Source organism: Streptomyces sp. NPDC000941 (genome assembly GCF_053599555.1).
On the sequence record NZ_JBSFMM010000041.1, the window covers coordinates 44206 to 60162 of the forward strand.

Genomic DNA, 15957 nt, shown 5'->3' on the forward strand with positions numbered 1-15957 from the left:
GGTGGGGGAGAGCCCCAACCGGACCGGCGTCTACCGCTTCTGGGCGACCGCCACCCGTTCCGACGCTCGCCAGCCGGTGACGGCCCGCTTGGGCTGGACGGCGACGATGCCTCCGGCGCCCCCTCCTCTCCCGCTGCTGGCCGCTTTGCGCCAAAGGCGCGAGACGATGCCCGCGCTCGGCGGTCGGAGCATGTCGTCCAGCTGTGCTCGTCCGCGAGGGCCGGCCCTGTCGAAAGTGCTGTCCCTTACGGGACCGTCAGACCCGAGAACTAGGGAAAACCAGCCGTCTGGACTGACGCCCGCTGTGGCGCACGCCACTACGGTCGAATACGTGACTGTGATCGCCACCGAAAGCCTGAGCAAGCGGTTCCCCCGGGTCACCGCGCTCGACCGGCTCTCCGTCGACATCACGCCGGGCGTCACCGGCCTGGTAGGTGCCAACGGGGCCGGTAAGTCCACCCTGATCAAGATCCTGCTGGGGCTGTCCCCCGCCAGCGAGGGGCGCGCCACCGTCCTGGGCCTCGATGTGGCCAAGGACGGCAGCGCCATCCGCGAGCGGGTGGGCTATATGCCCGAGCACGACTGTCTGCCGCCCGATGTCTCGGCGACCGAGTTCGTCGTCCATATGGCGCGCATGTCCGGGCTGCCGCCCGCCGCCGCCCGCGAGCGGACCGCCGACACCCTGCGCCATGTGGGGCTCTACGAGGAGCGGTACCGCCCCATGGGGGGCTACTCCACCGGTATGAAGCAGCGCGTCAAGCTCGCCCAGGCGCTGGTCCACGACCCGCGGCTGGTGCTGCTCGACGAGCCCACCAACGGCCTCGACCCGGCGGGCCGCGACGAGATGCTCGGCCTGATCCGCCGGGTCCACACCGACTTCGGCATCTCGGTCCTGGTCACCTCGCATCTGCTCGGCGAGCTGGAGCGCACCTGCGACCACGTCGTGGTCATCGACGGCGGCAAGCTGCTGCGCTCCAGCTCCACCCGTGACTTCACACAGGCCACGGCCTCGCTCGCGGTCGAGGTGACCGACACCGCCGCCCACCCGGATGGCACGGCCGCGCTCCGCGCCCACCTCGCCGAGGCCGGTCTCACGGTCCAGCCCGCGGGCCGCTCCGGCGACGGGGGGCCCGCCTCCGACCATGTGCTGCTGGTGGACGTCGCGGGTGACGAGACGTACGACGTGGTCCGGGACGCCATCGCCGGGCTCGGCCTCGGCCTGATCCGTATGGAGCAGCGCCGCCACCGCATCGCCGAGATCTTCCGCGACGAGGACGCGCACGAGGACGCGCACGACGACGCCGCGGACGACGCGCACGACGGCGCGCACGAGGACGCCGCGGACGATGCGCCCGGCGACGCGCACGGCCACGCGCCCGACGACGCCCCCGACGGAGACAAGAACGCCACGCGGCGGAGCCGCACATCGAACGGAAGCGGAGGTGCCGCCGATGCCGCCTGAGTCCGCGACCCAGCAGCGCGCCGATGTCATTCACAACATCGGCTACCGCCATTACGAGGGCCCGCGCCTGGGCCGCGCCTACGCCCGCCGTTCGCTGTTCTCCCAGAGTCTGCGCGGCGCCTACGGCCTCGGCCGCTCCGCCAAGTCCAAGGTCGCGCCGATGCTGCTGGCCGCCGTGATGTGCGTGCCCGCGCTCATCATCGTCGCGGTGGCCGTGACGACCAAGGCGAACGAGCTCCCCGTCGAGTACACGAGATACGCGATCATCATGCAGGCCGTCATCGGCCTGTACACCGCGGCCCAGGCCCCCCAGTCCGTCTCGAGGGACCTGCGCTTCAAGACGATTCCGCTCTACTTCTCCCGCCCCATCGAAGCGGCGGACTATGTGACGGCCAAGTTCGCCGCCATGGCCTCCGCGCTCTTCGCCCTCACCGGCGCTCCGCTGGTGATCCTGTACGTGGGTGCCCTGCTCGCCAAGCTGGACTTCGCCGACCAGACGAAGGCCTTCGCGCAAGGACTGGTCTCCGTGCTTCTGCTCTCGCTCCTCTTCGCCGGCATCAGCCTGGTCATCGCCGCGCTCACCCCGCGCCGCGGCTTCGGCGTGGCGGCCGTCATCGCCGTACTGTCCATCTCGTACGGCGCGGTGTCCACTCTGCAGGCCATCGCATGGGACCAGAACAACACCGACGCGGTCAGCTGGATCGGCCTGTTCTCGCCGATCACCATCATCGACGGAGTCCAGACGGCCTTCCTCGGCGCCTCCTCCGCCTACCCCGGCGGATTCGGCCCCGGCACCGGGGCGGGACTCGTCTTCCTCCTCGTCCTCCTCGGCCTGATCGCCGGCTCCTACGGCCTGCTCCTGCGCCGCTACCGAAAGGTCGGGCTGTGACCACGATCGCCATCGACAATGTCTCCCGCTGGTTCGGGAACGTCGTCGCCGTCAACGACGTGACCGTGAGCATCGGCCCCGGTGTCACCGGCCTCCTCGGCCCCAACGGCGCGGGCAAGTCCACCCTCATCGGCATGATGGGCGGCTTCCTGGCGCCTTCCACCGGCTCGGTCACCCTGGACGGGGCCACCATCTGGCGCAATGAAGCGGCCTACCGCCAGATCGGTATCGTCCCCGAGCGCGAGGGGATGTACGACTTCCTGACCGGCCGCGAGTTCGTCATCGCCAACGCCGAACTGCACGGTCTGCCCGACCCTCGCGCAGCCGCCCGCAAGGCGCTGGAGACGGTCGAGATGGATTTCGCGGGCGCCCGTCGCATCGCCACGTACAGCAAGGGCATGCGGCAGCGGGTGAAGATGGCCTCCGCGCTGGTCCACGAGCCGTCGGTGCTGCTGCTCGACGAGCCGTTCAACGGCATGGATCCACGCCAGCGGATGCAACTCATGGAGCTGCTGCGGCGGATGGGGGACGAGGGCCGTACCGTCCTGTTCTCCTCGCACATCCTGGAGGAGGTCGAACAGCTCGCCGCGCATATCGAGGTGATCGTCGCCGGGCGGCACGCGGCCTCCGGGGACTTCCGCAAGATCCGCCGCCTGATGACCGACCGTCCGCACCGCTATCTGGTGCGCTCAAGCGACGACCGCGCGCTCGCCGCCGCCCTCATCGCCGACCACTCCACCGCGGGTATCGAGGTGGACGCGAGCGGCGGCCCCGAAGCCGGGCTGCACATCCAGGCGGTCGACTTCACCCGCTTCACCGAACTGCTGCCCCGCGTCGCCCGCGATCTGGGCGTCCGGCTCCTCACGGTCTCGCCTTCCGACGAGTCCCTGGAGAGCGTCTTCTCCTACCTCGTCGCGGCCTGAGCGGCCGGAAAGGAGCCTTGAAAGCGATGAAAGCCATGTCGTTTTACCACCCCACCGTCGCCCGGCTCACCTACCGGGCCCTGCTCGGCCGCCGCCGCGCGCTGATCCTGTTCAGCCTGCCCGGGCTGCTGCTGGTCATCGCGGTGGCCGTACGGGCGCTGGCCGGCGCCGATGACCAGACCGCCGACGCCGTGCTCGGCGGCTTCGCGCTCGCCACGATGGTCCCGCTGATCGGGGTGATCGCCGGTACGGGCGCGATCGGCCCGGAGATCGACGACGGTTCGGTGGTCTATCTGCTGGCCAAGCCCGTCAAGCGGCCGACGATCATCTTCACCAAGTTCATCGTCGCGACCGGCGTCACGGTCGTCTTCTCGGCGCTGCCCACCCTGCTGGCGGGCTACATCCTCAACGGGAACGGCCAGCAGCTGGCGGTCGCCTACGCCCTCGCCGCCGCCGTCGCCTCGATCACCTACAGCGCGATGTTCCTGCTGCTGGGCACCATCACCCGGCACGCGGTGATCGTGGGTCTTGTCTACGCCCTGGTGTGGGAGTCCCTGTTCGGCAGCCTGGTGGGCGGTGCCCGCGACCTCAGCGTCCAGCAGTGGTCGCTCGCGCTCGCCCAGAAGGTCGCCGACAACGGGGCGGTCACCTCAGAGGTCGGCCTGCCCGCCGCAGTGGTCCTGCTGCTGGCGGTGACCGTGGCCGCGACCTGGTACGCGGGCCGGAAGCTGCGGACCTTGACCCTCGCGGGCGAGGAGTGATCCCTGAGAAGCGACTCCTGAGAAGCGACTCCCGAGGAGTGATTCCTAAGGACGCCACCGGGCCGGGACGGAGCTGAACCGGAAACCGGTCTCGGCGGTGGCCGCCGCACTGGGCGCGGCCACCGCCGTTGTTTTGTGCCCGGGGGCCGAGTTGGCCTGGTCCAGGGCCGAGGCCACGGTGGCGGACGAGCCGAGTATCACGGTCGCCGCCACACAGGCCACGGTCCACGGTGCCCGCAGCGTCCGCACCCACCCCGACGTACGCTTCACAACCGCCGTGCCGCTCATGCCGTCCTCCGATCCTCGTCGGTGCCGATGAGGCGATCCTGACGGGCGGAGTTGTCGATCGGCCCTGCGTCACCTACGGGGAAGCTGTGGACCGGGCGCTCAGCCATCGGCAACCGGCCTCAGGTGCGGGCCGGTTCGGCCGGGGGTGCGGTCTTCGCGGGGGCGTCGGACCTGGTCGCCGCGCCGGGGCCGCCGCGGACGACGGCCAGCACCAGCAGGCCCGCCGCCAGCGCGGCGATCCCGGATATCACGCAGATACGGTCGAGCCCCGCCACGAAGGACGAGTCCACCAGCGCCTTGGCCGCCTCCGTACGTCCCGCCGGGGCGGCGGCGATCACCGCGTCGGCGTGGCCGCCGCTGATCGCCTCGGCCGCCTGTCCGGCGGCGCGCCCCGGGATGGTCCCGCTGTCCTCGACGACGTCCCGTACCCGGGCGGCGAACACCGTACCCAGGACCGCGATCCCGAGCGCGTACCCCAGCTGCCGGAAGGTGTTCACCGCGCCGCTGGCCATCCCGGCGCGCTCCGGCGGCGCCGCGCCGAGGGCCGCCGAGACCAGGACGGGCATGATCAGACCGATGCCGAGGCCGCCCAGCATCAGCCCGGGGACAAAGGCCGTCCAGTCCGAGCCGGGCGTCAGCCGCGCGGCGGTGACCAGCGCGCTCGCGCCCACCAGCAGCAGCCCGCCGCCGAGCGCGCGCCCCGGAGCGACCCGCTCCAGCACCCGTCCGCCCGCCGCTCCGACGACCAGCGCGACCCCGGCCATCGGGGTCACCGCCAGCCCGGCCTGCACCGGGCTGAGCCCGAGCACCGACTGCAGCCACATCCCCGCGTAGGTGAGGTACGGGAAGGCCGATGCCTGCACCAGCAGGGCCGCCGCCATCAGCACCACGAAGGTCGGGCGGCGCATCAGCGCCAGATCCAGCAGCGGCTGCCGCTTCCGGCGCTCCACCAGGACGAAGACGACCAGCGCGAGGGCGGAGACCACCAGCGACGCGATCGTGCCGCTGTCGGACCAGCCGTCCTCGCCGCCCCGTATCAGCCCGTACGTCAGCGTGCCGGCGCACAGCGTGAAGAGGGCGGCGCCCGGCCAGTCGATCCGCGCCCCGGGCGCGCCGCGCGACTCGCCGACCGTACGGATTGTGATCCACACCGCGATCGCGGTCAGCGGCAGGTTGACCAGGAAGATCGCCCGCCAGTCGGCGTACTCGGTGAGCAGCCCGCCCAGGATCGGGCCGACGGCCGCGGCGGCCCCGCTGGTCCCGCCCCATACGCCGAAGGCGACGCCGCGGTCGCGCCCGCTGTAGGTGGCCATCAGCAGCGGGGTGTTGGTGGCGAACATCGCCGCCGCCCCGACGCCCTGCACCGCACGGGCGGCGATCAGCACCCCGCTGTCCGGGGCGAGCCCGCAGGCCAGCGAGGAGAGCGCGAAGACGGCGAGCCCCCACAGATACAGCCGCCGCCGGCCGTAGACGTCGGCCGCCGATCCGGCGGCCATGAGCAGGGCGGCGAGCGCCAGCGCGTAGATGTCCATCACCCACTGCAGTGAGGTGAAGGAGGCGTCCAGGCCCTGCGCCACCTCCGGCAGCGCCGTGTTCACGATCGTGACGTCGATCAACAGCATGAAATTGCCGAGGGTGATGGCCGCGAGCGGCCACCATTTGCTCCGCATGACGAACTCCGAGTTCCACAGAGAGTGGGGCCCGGCCCGACGCCGTACCCCCCGTGATCCCAAAGTCCGTCAGCGGACCCCGCCCCTTCCAGCCAACACCGCATCTGTGGCGCTATCCGACAACGGCTAGCCTTCTGCGGTGAATTACGACGCGTTCGACGACCTGGACCGGCAGCTCGTCCAGGCCCTCCAGCTCGACGGCCGGGCCCCGTTCAGCCGGATCGCCGATGTGCTCGGCGTCTCCGACCAGACCGTGGCGCGCCGGTACACCCGGCTGCGCACGACGGGGACGATCCGGGTGCTGGGGCTCACCGACCCCGCCGCGCTCGGCGAAGTCGTCTGGCTGCTGCGGGTGCAGTGCACCCCGGACGCGGCTGTGTCGGTGGCCGAGGCGATGGCCCGCCGCTCCGACACCTCATGGGTGAGCCTGATGTCCGGCGGCACCGAGATCTCCGGCATCACGCGTGCGGCGTCCGGCGAGGACAGCGACGCGCTGCTGCTGCGCAAACTGCCGAGTACTCCACGGGTGGTGGGGGTGACCGCGCACTGTGTGCTGCACGAGTACTTCGGCGGGCCGCAGGGGCTGGTCAGCAAGTCGGGCACGCTGACGCCCCGGCAGATCGAGCGGCTGGTCGTCCCGGTCGTCCAGCGCCCGCCGAACGGCCGCGCCCGGCTGGACGACGGCGACCGTCAGCTTCTGGCCGTGCTGGCGCGCGACGGGCGGGCGGGTCTTGCCGAGCTGGCGGCCGCCACGGGCTGGTCGCAGTCGACGGTACGCCGCCGCCTGGCGGAGCTGCGCGCCGACGGCACCCTCTACTTCGACGTCGACTACCACCACCGGATGTTCGGCCACAGCTCCACGGCCGTGCTGTGGCTGTCGGTGCTGCCGGCCCACCTCGCCGCCGCCGGGGAGGCGGTGGCGGAACACCCGGAGGCGGCCTTCGTCTGTGCGACCACCGGGCCGCACAATCTGCTGGCGGTCGTGGTGTGCCGGGACGTCCGGCATCTGTACGAGTACCTGACCACGCGGGTCGCCGCGCTGCCGGGGGTGCGGGGCATGGAGACCTCCCCGACGATCCGCCGGGTCAAGGGCGCGGGGCCGCTGCCGCCGTCTCCTCGCGGCCCGGCGCGGCGCGTTCCCTGACCTGTCTTCCCTGACCTTGCCGCTGAAACCCATGGTCAGCAGGGTCACTTGGAGGAAGATCCCAACTCCCGTTGGTTGAACTCTGTTCAAGCAGACGACTCAATAAATCTTGACGATTGTCAGGGACCTGCCGAACCCTTGGCGTGCACCAGCGCAACTCCTCGTACCCGTTCCAACTCCCTTCCCTACGGCCTCGATGAGGGGCCGTCAGAGACATCGGAGGAACCGATGCGTCGTCTTGCCACGAGCCTCGCCGCCACCGCGGTCGCCGCGGCCGCCACCGTGGCCCTCTCCGGGCCCGCCCACGCCGCCCCCGCGGACAAACCGCAGGTGCTCTCCAGCTGGACCCAGACAAGCGCCAGCAGCTACAACGCGTGGCTCGCGGCGCGGAACAACCAGGGCGCCTGGTCGGCGTACCAGTTCGACTGGTCGACCGACTACTGCAGCAAGTCCCCCGACAACCCCCTCGGCTTCCCGTTCAAGACCGCCTGCGCCCGGCATGACTTCGGCTACCGCAACTACAAGGCCATGGGCACCTTCAGCGCGAACAAGGCCCGTATCGACAGCGCCTTCTACGAGGACCTGAAGCGGGTGTGCAACGGCTACGGCACGGTGACGAAGGCCGCCTGCAACAGCACCGCCTGGACGTACTACCAGGCGGTCAAGGCGCTGGGCTGAACAGCCGCTCCAGGACGAGGGCGATACCGTCCGCCTCGTTGGACGCGGTGACCTCGTCGGCGACGGCCTTGAGTTCGTCGTGGGCGCCCGCCATGGCCACGCCGTGGGCCGCCCAGCGGAGCATCGCTATGTCGTTGGGCATATCGCCGAAGGCGATGGTGTCCTCGGCGGTGAGGCCGAGGCGGCGGGCGGCCAGCGAAAGGCCCGTCGCCTTGGTCAGCCCCAGCGGCAACAGCTCCACCAGGCCCTCGCCCGCCACGGTCACCCCCACCAGGCCGCCCGCGGCCGTGCGGGCGGCCTCGGCCAGCTCGTCGTCGCCCAGCCGCGCGTGCTGGATGTAGATCTTGCTGACGGGGGCGGACCACAGGTCGGCCCGGTCCTCCAGCGACCGGGCCGCCCGCTCCGCCGGATGCACCCGGTAGCCGGGCCCGAAGAGCACCTTGCCGTCGAGCCCGTCGCGGGCCACGGCCAGGAAGAGCGGGCCGATCTCCGACTCGATCTTCTCCAGCGCGAGCGCGCCGAGCTGCCGGTCCAGGGTCACGGAGGTCAGCAGCCGGTGCTCGCCCGCGTGGTAGACCTGCGCGCCCTGTCCGCACACCGCGAGCCCCTGGTAGTCCAGGTCGTCGAGGATGCCCCGGGCCACCGGCACCGTCCGCCCGGTGACCACGATATGCGCCGCGCCCGCCGCGGTGGCCGCGGCGAGCGCCGCCCTGGTGCGCTGGGAGACCGTGTGGTCGCCGCGCAGCAGGGTGCCGTCGAGGTCGGTGGCGATGAGCGAAAAGGGCAGGGGCACCGAGGGGCTGTCGCTCATCGGGCGACCGGCTCCAGGACCTCACGCCCGCCCAGGTACGGGCGCAGCGCCTCGGGCACTCGCACCGAGCCGTCGGCCTGCTGGTGGTTCTCCAGGAGGGCGACGATGGTCCGCGTGACCGCGCACAGCGTGCCGTTCAGCGTCGCCAGGGGGCGGACCCGCTTGTCCTCGCGCATCCGGATCGACAGCCGGCGCGACTGGAACTCGGTCGTGTTGGACGTCGAGGTCAGCTCGCGGTACTTGCCCTGCGTCGGGATCCACGCCTCGCAGTCGAACTTCCGCGTCGCCGAGGCGCCCAGGTCGCCCGAGGCCAGGTCGATCACCCGGAACGGCAGCTCGAGCGAGGTCAGCCACTGCTTCTCCCACTCCAGCAGCCGCTGGTGCTCGGCCTCCGCCTCCTCCGGCGTCGTGTAGACGAACATCTCGACCTTGTCGAACTGGTGCACCCGGAAGATGCCGCGGGTGTCCTTGCCGTACGAGCCGGCCTCGCGGCGGAAGCAGGAGGAGAACCCGGCGTAGCGGCGCGGCAGCTGCGACGCGTCCAGGATCTCGTCCATGTGGTACGCGGCCAGCGGCACCTCGGAGGTGCCGACCAGGAAGAGGTCGTCCTTGTCGAGGTGGTAGACGTCGTCCGCGGCCTGGCCGAGGAAGCCGGTGCCCTCCATGGCCTTGGGCTTGACCAGGGCGGGGGTGAGGACGGGGATGAAGCCCGCCGCGGTGGCCTGCGCGATCGCGGCGTTGACCAGCGCGAACTCGAGCAGCGCGCCGACGCCCGTCAGATAGTAGAAGCGCGAGCCGGACACCTTGGCGCCGCGCTCGGTGTCGATGGCGCCGAGCAGCTCGCCGAGCTCCAGGTGGTCCTTGGGGGTGAAGCCCTCGGCCGTGAAGTCGCGCGGGGCGCCGACCGTCTCCAGGACGGCGAAGTCGTCCTCGCCGCCGACGGGCACGTCCGGGTGGACCAGATTGCCGAGCTGGAGCAGCAGCCGCTGGGTCTCCTCCGCGGCCTGGTCCTGCTCGGCGTCGGCGGCCTTCACCGCGGCGGACAGCTCGCCCGCCTTCTTCAGCAGCTCCGTCTTCTCGTCGCCGGAGGCCTTGGGGATGAGCTTGCCGAGCGACTTCTGCTCGGAGCGCAGCTCGTCGAAGCGGACGCTGGACGACCTGCGCCGCTCGTCGGCGGAGAGCAGGGCGTCGACGATGGCGACGTCCTCTCCACGGGCGCGCTGAGAGGCGCGCACACGGTCGGGGTCCTCACGGAGCAGACGAAGGTCAATCACCCCACCAGGTTACCGGTGTGCACATCCGGCGCTCGACGCGATATTCCCTTTCGTCATGCTTCGCCCTGTTTGGGGTGGTATGGATTCGCGGAAATTCGCCCGTCTTCCCTTGTGCGAAGGGGGAGTTGGCCTCGCGTTGTCCACAGGTGCAGGTGGTTCCGGCCCGAGTTATCCACAGGCTGTGTGTGAGTTCTGTGGATGTCGGGCTGATCATCTGGTACGCGAAGTGCTCGGCGATGATCCCCCACTCAAACCTCGTTCACACACTCTTTCGGGTGGATTTTGCTCACACCGGAGCGCCGGCCAAGAGAAAAGTGATGACGTGAGTGGTAGATGTGATGGTAGGTGGGTTGAGGCGAGCTGGGTGATACGTCGATTACGTCGGGTTGATGTGTCGACTTGTCCCCAGCCCGCGCCTCAAGCCTGTGGATAACTCGGCTGGATAACTCGGCCAGGGCCTGGTCCGGCCGTCAGGCCCGGCCGTCCTGGCAGCGGGCCAGCCACTCCTCCGCCACCGCGAAGTCCTCGTCCGAGGTGCCGTTCCGCAGCGCGGACATCTCCGTCGGCTCGAACCCGGCCCGCGGGTAGGAGCCCAGGAACCGCACGTTCGGGCAGATCCGCTTGAGCCCCATCAGGGCGGAGGCGACCCGCCGGTCCGTGATGTGCCCCTCGAGATCCACCGAGAAGAAGTAACGGCCGATGCCCTGACCCGTCGGGCGCGACTCGATGCGCACCAGGTTGACCCCGCGCGCCGCGAACTCCTGCAGCAGCTCCAGCAGCGCACCCGGGTGGTCGTCGCCGAGCCAGATCGCCACGGACGTCTTGTCCGCGCCGGTGCGGACCGCGGGCCGCGCCGGGCGGCCGACCAGTACGAAGCGGGTCGTCGCGTTCTCCGCGTCGTGGATGGCGCTCACCAGGGGCTCGAGCCCGTACGTCGCCGCCGCGAACTCACCGGCGAACGCCGCGTCGTAGCGCCCCTCCTGCACCAGCCGCGCCCCGTCCCCGTTCGAGGCGGCCGACTCCCATACGGCGTCCGGCAGATTCGCCGCCAGCCACTTCCTGACCTGCGGCTGGGACACCGGATGGCCCGTCACCGTCTTCACATCGGCGAGCTGGGTGCCCGGCCGCACCAGCAGCGCGAAGGCGATCGGCAGCAGCACCTCGCGGTAGATCATCAGCGGTTCGCCGGTGGCCAGCTCGTCGAGCGTGATGGTCACGCCGCCCTCCACCGAGTTCTCGATGGGGACCAGCGCGGCCGCCGCCGCCCCCGACCGCACGGCGTCCAGCGTCGTCGGCACCGAGACCATGGGCATCAGCTCGCGCGTGGCGGCCTCGGGCAGCGACCGCAGCGCGGCCTCCGTGAAGGTGCCTTCGGGACCGAGGTAGGTATAAACACTGGCCGACATCACGCTGACTCCCTGAAACGGACGAGAACCGTCACGATACCCAGCGTCCGGCCCCGACGCCCGCGGTTCACCCTTCCAAGAGTGCCTGACCGACGTACTCTCCGGGGGCGCAGCCGCCCGGCACCGCGAAGAGCGCGCTCGCCTCGTGGCGCAGGAACCGCGACAGCCCGTCCCCCCGGTCCAGCTTCCGCTGCACCGGGACGAAGCCCTTCATCGGATCCGCCTGCCAGGCGACGAACAGCAGCCCGGCGTCCGGCGCGCCGTCCTCGCGGAAGCCGTCGTGGTACGAGAAGGGGCGGCGCAGCATCGCCGCGCCCTGGTTCGAGGCCGGCGCGGCGACCCGTACGTGCGCGTCGCCCGCGATGGCCAGCGAGCCGTCCGCGTTCACCTTGGCCAGCTCGACCGGAGTGGTCTCCGTACCGCCGGACAGCGGGGCGCCGTCCGACTTGCGGCGGCCTATCACCCGCTCCTGCCGCTCCAGGGAGAGATGGTCCCAGGAGTCCAGGAGCATCCGGATCCGCCGCACCACCGCGTACGAGCCGCCCGCCATCCAGTCCGGCTTCCCCTTCGCCGGGACGAAGATCCGCTGGTCGAAGTCGTCGTCCGTGGGCTTGGGATTGTTCGTGCCGTCGACCTGCCCCATCAGGTTGCGCGCCGTCATGGGGCGGGAGGTCGCGCCGGGCGTCCGGTTGAAGCCGTTCATCTGCCAGCGCACCCGGGCCACCCCCCGGGCCTCGCGCTGCAGCGCGCGCAGCGCGTGGAAGGCGACCAGGCCGTCGTCGGCGCCGATCTGCAGCCACAGGTCACCGTTGCTGCGCTTCGGGTCGAGTACGTCCGCCGAGAAGTCGGGCAGCGGGGCCAGCGCCTCGGGCAGCCGGTCCTTCAGCCCCACCTTGCCGAAGAAGGCGCGGCCGAAGCCGAAGGTGACGGTCAGCGACGCCGGGCCCGCGTCCAGCGCGATACCGGTGTCGTCGGCCGGGGCCTTGCCCGCGGTCAGCTCCTCGGCCGACTTCGACCAGCGGCGCAGCAGCGCGGCGACCGCCTTGCGGTCCGCGCCGGGCGCCAGGTCGAGGGCGACGAGGTGGCCGTGCGCCTGGAGGGGGGTGGTGATGCCCGCCTGGCGCTCACCGTGGAAGGGCACCGTGGTCGAGCCGACGGAGCTGAGCGGGTCGGGGTCGCTGCGTACCGACTCGGCGGCGTACGCCCCGGCCGCGCCGCCCGCGACGAGCCCGGCCGCGCCGACGGCGCCGGCCGTGCCCAGCAGGCGGCGCCGGGAGATCGGGGAAGGGGGTTCCGGCTGGGTGTGGGCGGTGCGCCGGGTGCTGTCCGGGGTGCGCTGGGTGCTCCGGGAGCTTTGGGTGCCCGGGGAGCTTTGGGTGTTCGGGGTGCCTTGGGTGTTCGGGGTCTTGCTCATCGGCCGATCTTCAGGGTCCTGGTCTCCGTCACCTGGTCGATGTCGGAGGTCCGTACGGTCAGGGCGAGCCGCCAGGTGCCGCCCATGGGCAGCTGGAAGCTCTTCGCGCTCCAGTGGCCGGTGGCGACGTGCTCCAGTGGCACGGACAGCGGGCCGATGTTCTTCTTCGGGAGCGTCAGGGTCACCTTCGCCTCGGCCGCGTCCACGGGGCGGTCGGCCAGGTCGAAGGTGAAGACATGGATCAGGTTGTCGCCGGGGAGGGCCGGGTCCAGCATGAAGATCGCCTTGCCGCGGCCGCTCTTGGGCCCCGTGTTGTACGGGATCTCGACGCTGATCGGGTCGACGGCGGGGCTGGTGTCCGCGGCCGTGCCGCCGCCCTTCGCGCTCGCCACGGCGCTCGCGGCCCGGCCGGGCTGGGTCGTGCTCAGCTGGGTGGCGACGGCGAGCAGCACGACGGCCACGACCGTCTCGGCCAGTACGGAGCGGTAGAGCGAGCCGCGCGCGAGGTCGCCGTAGCGCGCGCGGAGGGTGGTGGCCTTGGCGACCGCGGCCTTCTGGCGGGCGAGCTGGGCCGTGCGCACGGGGTCGGCGGCCGTCCCTTCCGCCGTCTCGTCCGCGTCTTCCTCTTCCTCGGTGGCCTTCTCGTCGGCCTTCTTCTCGGCCTTGTCGTCAGCCTTGTCGTCGGCCTTGTCATCGGCTCCGGCCGCAGGCGCGTCCACGAGGCGGCCCGTCCAGCGGCGCGAGACGGAGGCGATGGCGAGGAGCACCGCCACGAGGCCGACCTTGACCAGCAGCCAGCGCCCGTATTCGGTGTCGGTCAGCGCGTCCCAGGAGCCGACCTGCCGCCACGACTGGTAGACGCCGGTGAGGACGAGGACGACGACCGAGCCGAAGGCCAGCCGCGAGAAGCGGCGTACGGCCGACCGCCCGATCGGCTCCCCCGTGCGCAGCGTGACCACGAGCGCCGCGAGGCCGCCCAGCCACACCCCCACGGCGAGCAGGTGGACCACGTCGACCGGCATCGCGACCTTGGACTGGATGCCGACCGAGGCGTGCTCGGCCATCGCCCAGGTCGCGGCGATGCCCACCGAGAGGACGGTGCCGCCGAAGGCGAGCCCGAAGGCCAGGTCCTGGCGCCGCCCCGGGTCCTCGTCCGCGGCGCGGCGCGCGTACGAGCCGAAGAGAACGGCCAGGAAGAGCGCCGCCGCGCCGAGCAGCAGCAGCCGCGACAGCAGCGCCGCGCCCGGCTTGGTGGACAGCACATCGCCCAGGCCGCCGAGGTCGAAGACCCCGCCGATGCCCTCGCCGTTGGTGTACGGGGCGCGCAACAGCATGAGCAGCAGGGTCGCGGAGAAGAGCGCCACCCAGCCGCCGACGGCGAGCTTCTGGACCGCGCGCGAGGAGCGGCACAGCCCGGCGAAGACACAGCCGCCGACGAGCGCGGCGAAGCCGCCGTAGGCGACGTACCGCCCGATGTCGTACAGCGTCTCGACCGTGCCGTCGGCGCCCGCGTCCGAGGGGAGCTTCGCCTTCGTCTTGGACGGCGCCCCGATGGAGAAGGTGAACGCCCCGGCGACCGGGTGGCTGTCCTCCGAGACCACCTTCCAGGCCACCGTGTACGTGCCGTTGGGCAGCCCGGGGCGCAGCGCGACGGCGGCCGTCGACGACTTGCCGCCCACATGGGCGGGGTTGCCGGTGTCCACCCGGTTGCTCTTCGGATCGAGGATGCGCACCGAGTCGCGGGACAGCAGCACCCCCTCCGAGAAGGTGAGCCGCACCTGCTCGGGCGCGGTCTTGACCACCGCGCCGTCGCCGGGGTCGGTCGCCGTGAGCGCGGCGTGCGCGGCCGCGGGGGACGCGCCGAAGCTCAGCGCGCACAGCAGCGCGGCGAGCAGGGCACCGCAGACCGACAGCAGTCGCCTGGTGGCCGGCCTGGCCAGGGAGGGGGTGCGCGAGGTCATCGGGCGTCAGTCCTTGGGGCGGTACGTCGTCGGCTCGACCGGGACCTTGATCTCGACGGGGTCGGAGGAGGCGAAGTGCAGGGTGAAACTGACCTTGTCACCGACCTTTGGCTTATGGGTCAGATTTGTCAGCATCAGATGATCTCCGCCGGTGGCCAGCCTGAGCTCGCCGTCCGCCGGGACCTTCAGCGATCGCACCTGCTTCATCCGGGTGCCGGTGGTGGTGTGCATGGTGACCTCGGCGGCCAGCGGAGTGGTGACGGAGGTCAACTCGTCGTCGGCGCCGCCCTTGTTGGTCACCGTCACATAGCCCGCGGCCATGTCCGGTGTCGGGGGCTGGGGTACGTACGCGCCGCTGACGGACAGCTTCGGGCTGTCGCCGCCGTCGTCCTCGCTGCCACAGGCGGCGAGGACGACGGACAGGCCGAGGGCCAACGACGCGGCGGCGGCCGTCCGCCGCCGCACGCCGGTCGCCGGCCCCGCCCCGGTCCGCGTCACGGGTTCTGCCCCTCGATGATCTTGGGCAGGTCCTTCACGTACTGGTCGGCCGTGGTCTCCGTGGTGTACAGCCAGTGGTTCTTGTCGTCCTTGGGGGAGAAGGCCAGCACCTCGGCGCCGTGGTTGACGGTGATGCTGCCGTCCTTCTCCTTCTCCGGCTTCTCGACGAGGATGCCCAGCGGCCGGGCCGCGGCCTGGATGGTCTCGATATCGCCGGTCAGGGCGACGAAGTCCTGCCCGCCCTGGCCGTTCAGCCAGGAGCGCATCCTCTTGGGGGTGTCCCGCTCGGGGTCGGTGGTGACGAAGACGACCTGGAGCTTGTCGCGCTCGGCCTTGGAGAGCTTCTTCTCCGCGATGCCGATGTTGCTCATGACCAGGGAGCAGACGTCAGGGCAGTACGTGTAGCCGAAGTAGATCAGGGTGGGCCTGCCCTTGGTCTCCTTCAGCAGGTCGTACTTCTTGCCGTCGGTGTCGGTCAGGACCAGATCGGGCTTGGCCTTGGGCTGGTCGAGGACGATCGCCTGACCGGGCTTGCTGCCGCCGGAGACCTCGGCGGCTTTTTCTGTCTTGTCGCTGTCGCCGTCGGAACTGCCGCAGGCGGTGAGGGTGAGCGCGGCGGCGGTGACGAGGGCCGCGCCCAGGGATTTGGTGCGCATGGAGTGGTTCTCCGAAGAAGACGGATGGATCGGTGGTACGGGGGTGGCGGGCATCGCGCCCGCCCCCCCGCCGGATAGCAAAAGGACGGGGGCGGGGTCGACGATAAGGCCCGCGGAAAGAA

The 15957-nt window shown here is 71.2% G+C and carries 15 protein-coding genes; 6 read left to right on the forward strand and 9 right to left on the reverse strand.

Annotated elements, in window-relative coordinates; all coding sequences use genetic code 11:
• The first annotated feature begins 304 nt into the window (after window positions 1-304).
• The 4 genes from ACWDSL_RS15970 to ACWDSL_RS15985 are packed head-to-tail and all read left to right on the forward strand — an operon-like array spanning window position 305 to window position 4035.
• Window positions 305-1462, forward strand: a complete 1158-nt coding sequence (locus tag ACWDSL_RS15970) for an ABC transporter ATP-binding protein (RefSeq protein ID WP_450485686.1) — start codon at window positions 305-307, stop codon at window positions 1460-1462.
• The gene (locus tag ACWDSL_RS15975; protein ID WP_398530950.1) at window positions 1452-2351 is read left to right on the forward strand and encodes an ABC transporter permease; all 900 of its coding nucleotides are present in this window, start codon (window positions 1452-1454) and stop codon (window positions 2349-2351) included. The genes ACWDSL_RS15970 and ACWDSL_RS15975 overlap by 11 nt, the downstream gene beginning before the upstream one ends.
• The gene (locus ACWDSL_RS15980; protein ID WP_450485688.1) at window positions 2348-3274 is read left to right on the forward strand and encodes an ABC transporter ATP-binding protein; all 927 of its coding nucleotides are present in this window, start codon (window positions 2348-2350) and stop codon (window positions 3272-3274) included. Before ACWDSL_RS15975 ends, ACWDSL_RS15980 begins: the two co-directional genes overlap by 4 nt.
• Before the next feature lie 35 nt (window positions 3275-3309).
• Window positions 3310-4035, forward strand: a complete 726-nt coding sequence (locus ACWDSL_RS15985) for an ABC transporter permease (RefSeq protein WP_450485712.1) — start codon at window positions 3310-3312, stop codon at window positions 4033-4035.
• Window positions 4036-4080: 45 nt separating this feature from the next.
• Here the strand turns inward: ACWDSL_RS15985 and ACWDSL_RS15990 are convergent, their stop codons facing one another.
• A complete protein-coding gene (locus ACWDSL_RS15990) occupies window positions 4081-4323 on the reverse strand; it encodes a hypothetical protein (RefSeq protein WP_450485690.1) in 243 nt (80 codons plus the stop codon).
• A 119-nt stretch (window positions 4324-4442) separates the two neighbouring features.
• Window positions 4443-5993, reverse strand: coding sequence for an MFS transporter (locus ACWDSL_RS15995; protein ID WP_450485692.1), 1551 nt, complete (start codon window positions 5991-5993; stop codon window positions 4443-4445).
• Window positions 5994-6132: 139 nt separating this feature from the next.
• On the opposite strand from ACWDSL_RS15995, the gene ACWDSL_RS16000 reads away from it, so the two are divergent.
• Both ACWDSL_RS16000 and ACWDSL_RS16005 read left to right on the forward strand, forming a co-directional pair.
• Window positions 6133-7137, forward strand: a complete 1005-nt coding sequence (locus tag ACWDSL_RS16000) for an Lrp/AsnC family transcriptional regulator (protein WP_450485694.1) — start codon at window positions 6133-6135, stop codon at window positions 7135-7137.
• Between the two features lie 228 nt (window positions 7138-7365).
• The gene (locus tag ACWDSL_RS16005; RefSeq protein ID WP_450485696.1) at window positions 7366-7815 is read left to right on the forward strand and encodes a phospholipase; all 450 of its coding nucleotides are present in this window, start codon (window positions 7366-7368) and stop codon (window positions 7813-7815) included.
• Here the strand turns inward: ACWDSL_RS16005 and ACWDSL_RS16010 are convergent.
• The 7 genes from ACWDSL_RS16010 to ACWDSL_RS16040 all read right to left on the reverse strand — a co-directional run bounded on the left by ACWDSL_RS16010 (window position 7799) and on the right by ACWDSL_RS16040 (window position 15835).
• The gene (locus tag ACWDSL_RS16010) at window positions 7799-8626 is read right to left on the reverse strand and encodes a Cof-type HAD-IIB family hydrolase (RefSeq protein ID WP_450485698.1); all 828 of its coding nucleotides are present in this window, start codon (window positions 8624-8626) and stop codon (window positions 7799-7801) included. The genes ACWDSL_RS16005 and ACWDSL_RS16010 overlap by 17 nt on opposite strands.
• A complete protein-coding gene (serS, locus tag ACWDSL_RS16015; RefSeq protein WP_450485700.1) occupies window positions 8623-9900 on the reverse strand; it encodes a serine--tRNA ligase in 1278 nt (425 codons plus the stop codon). The genes ACWDSL_RS16010 and serS overlap by 4 nt, the downstream gene beginning before the upstream one ends.
• A 470-nt stretch (window positions 9901-10370) precedes the next feature.
• On the reverse strand, window positions 10371-11306 hold the full coding sequence (gene pheA / locus ACWDSL_RS16020; protein ID WP_450485702.1) for a prephenate dehydratase: 936 nt from the start codon (window positions 11304-11306) through the stop codon (window positions 10371-10373).
• 67 nt (window positions 11307-11373) lie between these two features.
• Window positions 11374-12720, reverse strand: coding sequence for an iron uptake transporter deferrochelatase/peroxidase subunit (efeB, locus tag ACWDSL_RS16025; protein ID WP_450485704.1), 1347 nt, complete (start codon window positions 12718-12720; stop codon window positions 11374-11376).
• Window positions 12717-14681: a copper resistance CopC/CopD family protein gene (locus ACWDSL_RS16030; RefSeq protein ID WP_450485706.1), complete on the reverse strand. Its 1965-nt coding sequence runs from the start codon at window positions 14679-14681 to the stop codon at window positions 12717-12719. Before ACWDSL_RS16030 ends, efeB begins: the two co-directional genes overlap by 4 nt.
• A gap of 6 nt (window positions 14682-14687) precedes the next feature.
• Window positions 14688-15179 (reverse strand): copper chaperone PCu(A)C, encoded by a 492-nt coding sequence (locus tag ACWDSL_RS16035; protein ID WP_450485708.1) that lies wholly within the window; start codon window positions 15177-15179, stop codon window positions 14688-14690.
• The gene (locus ACWDSL_RS16040; RefSeq protein ID WP_450485714.1) at window positions 15176-15835 is read right to left on the reverse strand and encodes an SCO family protein; all 660 of its coding nucleotides are present in this window, start codon (window positions 15833-15835) and stop codon (window positions 15176-15178) included. Before ACWDSL_RS16040 ends, ACWDSL_RS16035 begins: the two co-directional genes overlap by 4 nt.
• Window positions 15836-15957: the final 122 nt, after the last annotated feature.

Bases quoted from the DNA above. Each gene is read 5' to 3' on its own strand.
- ACWDSL_RS15975 (WP_398530950.1), top strand. From the start codon at position 1,452: ATGCCGCCTGAGTCCGCGACCCAGCAGCGCGCCGATGTCATTCACAAC.
- ACWDSL_RS15985 (WP_450485712.1), top strand. From the start codon at position 3,310: ATGTCGTTTTACCACCCCACCGTCGCCCGGCTCACCTACCGGGCCCTG.
- ACWDSL_RS15990 (WP_450485690.1), bottom strand. From the start codon at position 4,323: ATGAGCGGCACGGCGGTTGTGAAGCGTACGTCGGGGTGGGTGCGGACG.
- ACWDSL_RS15995 (WP_450485692.1), bottom strand. From the start codon at position 5,993: ATGCGGAGCAAATGGTGGCCGCTCGCGGCCATCACCCTCGGCAATTTC.
- ACWDSL_RS16005 (WP_450485696.1), top strand. From the start codon at position 7,366: ATGCGTCGTCTTGCCACGAGCCTCGCCGCCACCGCGGTCGCCGCGGCC.
- ACWDSL_RS16010 (WP_450485698.1), bottom strand. From the start codon at position 8,626: ATGAGCGACAGCCCCTCGGTGCCCCTGCCCTTTTCGCTCATCGCCACC.
- pheA (WP_450485702.1), bottom strand. From the start codon at position 11,306: ATGTCGGCCAGTGTTTATACCTACCTCGGTCCCGAAGGCACCTTCACG.
- efeB (WP_450485704.1), bottom strand. From the start codon at position 12,720: ATGAGCAAGACCCCGAACACCCAAGGCACCCCGAACACCCAAAGCTCC.
- ACWDSL_RS16030 (WP_450485706.1), bottom strand. From the start codon at position 14,681: ATGACCTCGCGCACCCCCTCCCTGGCCAGGCCGGCCACCAGGCGACTG.
- ACWDSL_RS16040 (WP_450485714.1), bottom strand. From the start codon at position 15,835: ATGCGCACCAAATCCCTGGGCGCGGCCCTCGTCACCGCCGCCGCGCTC.